The 9,392-nt window shown below is 36.4% G+C and carries 2 protein-coding genes; both read right to left on the bottom strand.

Annotated features, from left to right (window positions below):
• A partial coding sequence (locus AA089_RS22215) for a condensation domain-containing protein (RefSeq protein ID WP_046759222.1) occupies nt 1-1,708 on the bottom strand: 1,708 nt, incomplete at its 3' end.
• 32 nt (nt 1,709-1,740) lie between these two features.
• A partial coding sequence (locus AA089_RS22210; protein WP_046759221.1) for a non-ribosomal peptide synthetase occupies nt 1,741-9,392 on the bottom strand: 7,652 nt, incomplete at its 5' end.

Below are 9,392 nucleotides of genomic sequence, written 5' to 3'. Positions count from 1 at the left end.
ATAAACAGTTTGCCAGTTGACTCGACTGCGCATCTAGTTCTGCATAACTGAGTTGTTTATCATGAAACGTAACGGCAATTGTCGCTGGGTTTTCGTTGGCTTGCGCTTTGAAAAGTTCCAATACAGAAAATCTTGGAAAATCTGTATCTGTATCATTGTAAGCGTGAATTAACTCTTGTTTTTCTGTAGATTCCAACATTTGCAAACTTCCAATTGCCTGACTTGCATCTGAAACTACAGAAACTAACAATTGTTCAAAATGTGTCAACATTCTTGCAATAGTCGCTTCTTTAAATAACACAGTCGAATATTCAACATCTAAGAATAAGCCATCTGCTGTTTCGCTCGCGTTGATGATTAAGTCCAACTGCGCAGTATTGTGTTGCTTTGAACGTAATTCTACAGTACTATCGCCCAATTGTAAGCTTTCAATTTCTTCATTGTTTTGTAGCACAAAAAGTGTTTGAAATAATGGACTTCGGCTTTGATCGCGTTCCAAAGCTAAGTCATCCACAATACGTTCAAACGGTAAATCTTGGTGTTCGTATGCCGCCAAACAGGTTGTTTTTACTTGTTCGAGTAATTCTTCAAAAGTATCAGCACTTGGAAATTGGTCACGCAAAACGATATTGTTGACAAAAAATCCTATTAATCCTGAAATTTCTGCTTGTGTTCGGTTTGCAATTGACGTTCCGACACTGATATCAAACTGACCTGAATACCGTGAAAGTAGCACCTTGTATACACTGAGCAAACTCATAAATAATGTTGCGCCGTTTTGTTGAGTCAACGTATTGAATTTGGCTAGTATAGTTTGATCAATTGTGTGATATATTTTTGCGCCTTCTGTCGATTGAATTGGCGGACGTGCAAAGTCAGTTGGTAATTCTAAAATCGCCGCATCTTTTAGTTGTGAAGACCAAAATGTGAGCTTTTCTTCTAATATTTCGCCTGATAAATATGCGCGTTGCCAAATACTATAATCTGCGTATTGAATAGGTAATTGAGGTAAAGCAACCGTTTTTCCTGCAAGTTTTTCAGTGTAAATCGTCTCTAATTCTTTGATCAATATTGGCAACGACCAACCATCGGAAGCAATGTGATGTACAACTAAAATTAAAACATGATCCGTGTCACTTTTTGAAACAATACTTGCGCGTAACATGTAATCGCTTGCTAAATCGAATGGTGTTTTGGTAAGTGTTTCTATTTGTGTCGCTACAGTTGCTTCTGAAGCATTTGTTATGTGTGAAACTTCAAAATCGTCACTTTCGATAATTTGCTGATAACCAATTCCTTCGTGATCTCTAAAAACGGTTCGAAGCGATTCGTGACGTGCGACAATATGTTGTAAAGAATCGGCTAAAACTGCTTGATCTAAAGTTCCTGTTATTTCTAAAACACCCGAAATATGATACGCCAAACTACCTTGCAATTGGTCTAAAAACCATAAGCGTTCTTGACCAAATGACAATGGAATTCTTTCTGGTCGCTCAACCGTTTTTATGGCAGGAATGTTTGATGTTGTATTTCCTTTTTGTAAAAATTGAATCAACGCTTCTTTATGTTCCTTTATTTGCAGCGTTAATTCAGGAGAAATGGTCACAGATTTGCTCTTTTTCATTCCCAATTTTCCGTCCTTTACAAATAAGTTGATGCCGTCAGATTTAGCAGTATATAGTATGTTTAATAAATTTTTATGTATCATAATTTTATTAAAAGTGTAGTCTGATTGTTGGTTTAGAAGAATGTGATTTCTTCGTCGTCTTTTTCAATTTCTTGTGTGGCGAATATTTCCAAATACTTTGCGATTTCTTCAATAGTTACAAAGTGAAATACTTCTTTGACGCTGATCTCGGTTTCAAATACCTTCGATATTCTTGTAATGAGTTTGATGGCGAGTAATGAGTGTCCACCAAGCGTAAAGAAATTGTCTCGAATTCCTATGTTTTTTATGCCTAATAATTCTTCCCAGATGACTACCAATTGCTTTTCCGCTTCCGTTGTTGGTGCAACGTATTCAGCTTTTTGAACAGCAATTTGATCCAATGCTGGAAGTGCTTTTTTGTTGATCTTTCCGTTGGTATTCAGTGGAAATTCGTCCAAACGCATAAAACGATTCGGAATCATGTAGTTTGGCAATTGTGTTGCCAATTGTTCTTGAATGTCACTGAAGTCAATTTCAGTTTCCGAAGTAAAATATCCTACCAATTGTTTGTTTCCTGTTTCGTCTTCTTTGGCAACAACAACCGATTGTTTGATGGTTTCCAACTGATCTAAAGCCGTTTCTATTTCGCCCAATTCTATTCGGTAACCGCGTATTTTGACTTGATCATCTTTTCGCCCGATATATGCAATATTTCCATCTGGAAGCCATTTTGCCAAATCGCCCGTTTTGTAAAGCTTCTCGCCTTTTCTGAATGGATGATCTACAAATTTTTCTGCTGTAAGTGATTCTCGATTTAAATATCCTTTCGATAAACCTTTTCCGCTGATGCACAATTCGCCAATAACGCCAATTGGAACTAACGACAATTGATTGTCTAAAACGTACAATTCTGTATTGATCGTTGGTTTTCCAATCGGAACACTTGTTTGATCGTCCGTTAGATTTTCAGTACTATAATACGAACTGTAAATCGTTGCTTCCGTTGGTCCGTAAATGTTTTCCAACTTCGCGTTAAAACCTAGTTTATGATAGTCTTTTACCAGTTGAACTGGCAACGCTTCTCCTGCTAAAAAGAAATAGTCTAAACTTGAAAGTGTTTCTTTTTCAGTTTGTTGTAATTCTTCTAACAAAACAGCAAACAAAGAAGGAACTAAATTCAGATGTGTAATTTTGTATTTTTGAATCTGTTCTATAATACTTGTTGCTTCTTTTTCAGTATTTGTTGGAAATACCACAACACTTCCACCTTCTTTGATCCAACCAAAGAGTTCATGAACCGAAACATCAAAGGCGTAATTTGTTTTGAAGCCAATTCTGGCAGCAGCCGAAAAATTGTACAATTCAGAAAAACCGTTGAGAAAGTTGAATAATGATGCATGTTCAATCATGACACCTTTTGGAATTCCTGTCGTTCCTGAAGTGTAAATAATGTATGCTAATTGATCATCATTTACGTTCGTTTCAAACTGAGTGGATTCGTTTTCTAAACTTACAACATCTAATGAAATTACTTTTTGAGTTGTGTCTGAAAATAATTTTTCCAATGAACTTTCTGTCAAAATAAGTTCCGCAGCAATGTCGTTTAAGATAAAATCGATTCGTGTTTGCGGATTTGTCGGATCAATTGGAACGTATGCATGACCAGCTTTTAAGACTGCAAAAATTCCGATGAGCATTTCCACAGAACGTTCTATACATAAAGGAACCAAGCTTTCTGCTGGTAACTTTTGCTTTTGAATGAAATTTGCAAGTTGATTCGATTTATCTTCTAATTCTTGATAGGAAAGTGTCGTTTCTTTAAATACAATTGCTGTAGATTCAGGATTTTTTGCAACCTGATTCGCAAACATGTCTAATACCGTTTTGCCTTCTTCATACGAAACCGCAGTATTATTGAAAGTTTCTAGTAATTGCGTTTGTTCCGCTTTTGGCAACATTTGCAATGAGCCAATGGATTGTGAACTGTTTTGACAAATTTCTTTTAGCAATTGCGTAAAATGAACCGCCAATCGTTCAATGGTTTCTGACTTAAATAACGCCGTTGCATATTCGAATGCGACTGACATTCCTGTATCGCTTTCGCGAATTGTCAATGAAAGATCGAATTTTGCTGTCGTCGTTTTGGTTTCTGCTAGCGTAATTTTACTATCGCCCAAACGCATTCCTGTAATTTCTTCGTTGTTTTGAAGTACAAATAGTGTTTGAAATATTGGACTGCGACTTTGATCGCGATCTGAAACGATATGATCAACTATTTTTTCGAACGGAACATCTTGATGAGAAAATGCTTCTAAACTCGTTTGCTTTACGTTTTGCACTGTTTCAGCAAATGACATTTGTGGATGTATCAGATTTCGAATGACAATGGTATTGATAAAGAATCCGATGAGTCCCGAAATTTCAAGCTGTGATCGGTTTGCCACTGGCGTTCCAATAGCAATATCCGTTTGTCCTGAATATTTGTAAAGCAGTATGTTGTACGCGCTTAAAAGCGTCATAAATAGCGTTGCTTGATGATTTTTTGCAACTTCGTTTATGGCATTTGTCAGTGTATTGTCAATTTCGAATATATAGGTTTTTCCTTCCGTCGTTTGCACTGCCGGACGTATAAAATCGGTTGGTAATGCTAATGGTTTTGTATCTTTTAATTGTAGTGCCCAATAGTCAATTTTTCGTTGTAATATTTCTCCCGAAAGGTGTTTTCGTTGCCAAATACTGTAATCTGCATACTGTATTGGAAGTGGTTTCAGTGTTGCTTTTCCTTGCGTTTGAATGCTTTGATATGCTTCTTCCAATTCTTTTACAAAGATCGGAATTGACCAACCATCTGCCGCAATATGGTGCAATACTAAGAGTACTATATGTGCCGTTTCTGACTGTTTTATGATGGTTGCACGCAACATGTAATCGTGTGAAAGATCGAACGGTTTTTGTATTTCTTCTTGGATAAATTGATCTAATTCTTTGTCTAATCTCGCGGAAGCGAACTTATGTACTTCAAAATTATCAACAGTCATAATGTCCTGATAACCTTCGCCTTCCTGATTTTTGATGACCGTTCGCAAGGTTTCGTGACGTGCAACTAACGTCGTAATTGCTTGAGCCAAAATGTTTGTATCAATGGTACCGTTAATGTGTAAAACACCTGGAATGTGATACGCCAAACTTCCTTGCAATTTGTCAATAAACCACAACCGTTCTTGTGCGTAAGACAACGGAATATTCGCTGTTTTTTCTACGGGAAGAATGGCAGGAATTTTCACTTTTGCTTTTGTGTCAATAACTGCTGCAAGTGCTTTTATTGTTGCATTTTCAAAGATTTCCTTGATTGTGATGGCAACTTCAAAATTTGACTGAATATGAGCAATGAGTTGAATTGCCAATAACGAATGTCCGCCAAGTTCAAAGAAATTGTGCTGAACTCCAATGTTTTCTGCGTTTAACAGATGTTCCCACATGGTAATGAGTTCATTTTCTGTAGTTGTTTTTGGTGCTTCAAATACAGTGTTGTCTACATCCGTTGTTGCTGGTTTTGGCAATGAATTACGATCAATTTTTCCTGTACGAGTTCTTGGAAAATCGTCCACAAATACGAATATTTCAGGAATCATATGTTGCGGCAATTCATCTTTTAACGTGTTTTTGACACTTGAAAGCTGTTCTTTGTCTTCTTCTAAAAGATACGACACTAAGGTATTTTCATATACTGCAACAACTCCTTGATGCACTGTTTTTTGTAGCGTTCGTTCTATTTCTAACAAATCAATTCGGATTCCATTGCGTTTGATTTGCTGATTGTTTCTTTCAATAAATTCTAGCTCGCCTGTTGGCAATACACGTGCAATATCGCCTGTATGGTATTGTTTTTCAGTCTGTAAAGCAGTGTCGTTTTCTACTTCATTTATATATCCAAGCGTTGCATGCTCACTTTTATAAATTATTTCTCCAACGGCATAACTATTTTGTGTCAACATACCATTTTGAAGGATGAATATGTTTGAGTTTTCAATAGAGTTTCCAAGTGGAATTCTGTTTCGTTGTACCTCACTTTCGTGTGTGAGTATTTTTGTTGAAATGATAGAAGCTTCAGCGGCTCCATATATATTTACAAATAAGGACTTTGACTCAAATTTGTCTTTGAATGTTTCAAAATCGTTTCTAAAAACAGCTTCTCCACCTAAAACTAATGCACGAATATTTATTTTTTCGTTTTCTTTTAAGATACTTACAAATGCTCTAAATAACGATGGAACAATGTGCAATATGGACACTTTTTGACTTTTTATCCAGTTGTGTAATTGCTGTAATCCTGTGGTTTTTATATCGTATGTGGCAAGTGTTCCACCAACTAAAAGTGTACTGAACAAATCTACCACATACGCGTCGAAACTGTAGGTTGATAGCAAACTTACCGTGTCATTTTGCGTAATGGCAACGTTTTCGATATGCTTTTTGATAAAGTATAATACGTTTTTCTGATTTTGCACGACACCTTTTGGCGTTCCTGTAGAACCAGAAGTGAATAATATATACGCTTCGTCCATGGCGTTTGTGGCTACCGAAAGATTTTCAACGTTATTTTCGATGGTAGAATTTATAAGTAGCATTGGAATTTTCGCCTTTTTGGCAATTTGTTCCACTACTGCACGATGCTGCTCAGAAGTAATCAACAAGCTACTTTTTGAAACTACTACGTTATGTTGCAATCTTTTTACAGGATATTCTGCATCTAATGGTACATAGGAATTTCCAGATTTTAGCGTTCCTAAGATTCCTAAGATTTGTAATTCTCCTCGTTCTAATAATAATGAAATACGCTGTTTTTGAATTCCTTTGGCAAGAATCTCATTCGCAATAGTGTTAGCAATTGAATTGACAGTGCTGTACGTTAGTTGTCGTTTTTCATTTTGAATTGCTATTGCTGTTGGCGTTTTGGCAACTTGCGCTTCAAATTGTGCACTGATTGATTCTGTTATGGAAAGTTGACTTGCGTTTTTTGATCGTTTTTCTAGTTGATATATTGGTTTGGAGAATGCTGGAATTTCAGCAATTGTAACTGTTGGTTGCAACACAATAGTTTCTACAATTTTTGCGAACGTTTCCATCCAATGTGCCATAGTTGCTGGTTTGAAAACTGCATCTCTGTATACACAATTGATTCCGATTGCATCGTCATATTCTTTTATGTAGCATTCTATATCGAACTTTACGGCTGTTTCTAATGTTCCAGCTTTTGCTTCTGAAGTATCAAATGAATTGTCAGAACCTGCAGTATAGTTGAGTAAGTTGAAGAATATGGAAGTAAGTTCACTAGTTTGATTTCTTCCAACTTCTACGTTTTCAATAACTTTTTCATACGGATACAACTGATGTTCAATAGCTTCTAGTACAGAAGTGTTTACGGCTTTTAAAAATGCTTCGGCCGTTTGTGCGGTATCAATTGTATTTCGAACCAACACGGTGTTGAGATATACGCCAATTTGATGTGCTAAATCTGTATGCGATCGTACCGACATTGGCACTCCGATGATGAAATCATTTTCATTTGTTAGGCGTTGCAACATGATTTTGAAACTTCCCATCAAGATGCTTAACAAACGAAGTTGATGTACTGTTGAAAATTCGAGTAATTTTTCACGAATTTCATCTTTGAATACTATTGTGTAAAAGCTTCCTGAGTCGTTGGCGATTGCTGTTTCAACTTCTGCATCGTACGGTAATTGAAGTCGTTGTATTGGCGCTAGTAATTTCGTTTTCCAGTATTCTTTTGCTGAATTTACAGCATCTGAAGCTACATAATTGTGTTCCCAAGTTGCATAATCTTTGTAGCTAATTGTGAGTTTTGGTAAATTGATTTCTGTTTCAGCACGTAGACTTTCATAGCTTGTTATTAGCTCTTTTTTGAAAATTTCCAACGACCAACCATCTGCAATAATATGATGAATGGCAAAGACAAGTTCGTTTGTTTCTTCCACAATCGCCATTCTAAATAGCGGCCATTCTGAGAGTTCAAATTTTGTATTGTACACTTCATTTTTTACACTTGAAGCATCTTTTTTATGTACTTCTACAGCGTATGAAAGTGTATTGATTTCGTGTATTTTTTGCTTTGGAACACCTTTTTCGTTGGTGAATGTGGTTCGTAAACTGCTATGTCTGTTTACTACAATTTGAATCGCTTTGTTGAATGTTTCTAGATCAAATGTTGTTTCAAGTGTGCTTGATGCAAATAAGTTGTACGCGGCACTTTGTCCACTTAATTCATGTAAAATCCAGAAGCGTTTTTGTGCATATGAAAGTTCGTAAAGTTCTTGAACGTCCGCAATTGGAATTGAAGAAAGTAGCGCCGTTATTGGTGTTTCGTCAGCTTTTAAAATAACTGTTGACAGGTATTGTATTGTTGCATTTTCAAAGAAGCCACGCAATGCAATTTTTCGTTGAAAAGCTATTTCTACTTTTGAGATTAGTTGCAACGCGCTCAAACTATTTCCGCCAAGCGTAAAGAAATTGTCTGTAATTCCGACAGGTGTTATTTCTAACATTTCTTCCCAGATAGCAACTAACCTTTTTTCCGTCTCGTTGGTTGGTTCTATGTATTTTTTAGTTGCTATTAGTGCGTCTTTGCTGAGATTTGGCAATGATTTGCGGTCAATTTTACCACTTTTCGTCAATGGCAATGTGTCCAACGTTATGAAATACGAAGGAATCATGTACGCTGGTAATTGCTGTTGTAAATGTTGTTGCAACGTTATTTTGTCAAGTTCGTCCGTGACAATATATGCAACTAAAACCGTAGCTTCTTGAACTTGTTTTGTGGTCACGACAACGGTAGAAATTTGTTCTGAAAATGTTCCGATTGCTGCTTCAATTTCGCCCAATTCAATACGATAACCGCGTATTTTGACTTGATCGTCTTTTCGTCCGATGTACGCAATGTTTCCATCTGGAAGCCATTTTGCCAAATCGCCCGTTTTGTAAAGCTTCTCGCCTTTTCTGAACGGATGATCTACAAATTTTTCTTGGGTAAGTATTTCTTGGTTTAAATATCCTTTCGATAAGCCTTTTCCGCTGATACACAATTCGCCAATAACGCCAATTGGCACTAATGACAATTGATTGTCTAAAACGTACAATTCTGTATTGATCGTTGGTTTTCCGATTGGAACACTTGTTTGATCGTCTGCTAGATTTTCGGTACTATAATACGAACTGTAAATCGTTGCTTCCGTTGGTCCGTAAATGTTTTCCAACTTCACTTCAAAACCTAGTTTGTGATAATCTTTTACCAATTGAACTGGCAATGCTTCTCCTGCTAAGAAAAAATATGCTAAACTTGAAAGTTTTTCTTTTTCAGCATATTGAAATTCTTCTAGTAAGACAGCAAACAACGAAGGAACCAAATTCAGATGTGTAATTTTGTGCGTTTGAATCTGTTCAATAATACTTGTTGCTTCTTTTTCTGCATTTGTTGGAAATACAACCACACTTCCACCTTCTTTGATCCAACCAAAAATTTCATGAACCGAAACATCAAAGGCGTAATTTGTTTTGAAGCCAATTCTGGCAGCAGCCGAAAAATTGTACAATTCAGAAAAACCGTTGAGAAAGTTGAATAATGATGCATGTTCAATCATGACACCTTTTGGAATTCCTGTCGTTCCTGAAGTATAAATGATGTACGCTAATTGATCGTCATTTACGTTCGTTTCAAACTGAGTGGATT

It is taken from the genome of Kordia jejudonensis (genome assembly GCF_001005315.1).
Lineage (GTDB): Bacteria > Bacteroidota > Bacteroidia > Flavobacteriales > Flavobacteriaceae > Kordia > Kordia jejudonensis.
The sequence above is the reverse complement of the archived record's forward strand: the minus strand, read 5'-3'. Positions and strand labels throughout refer to the sequence as shown.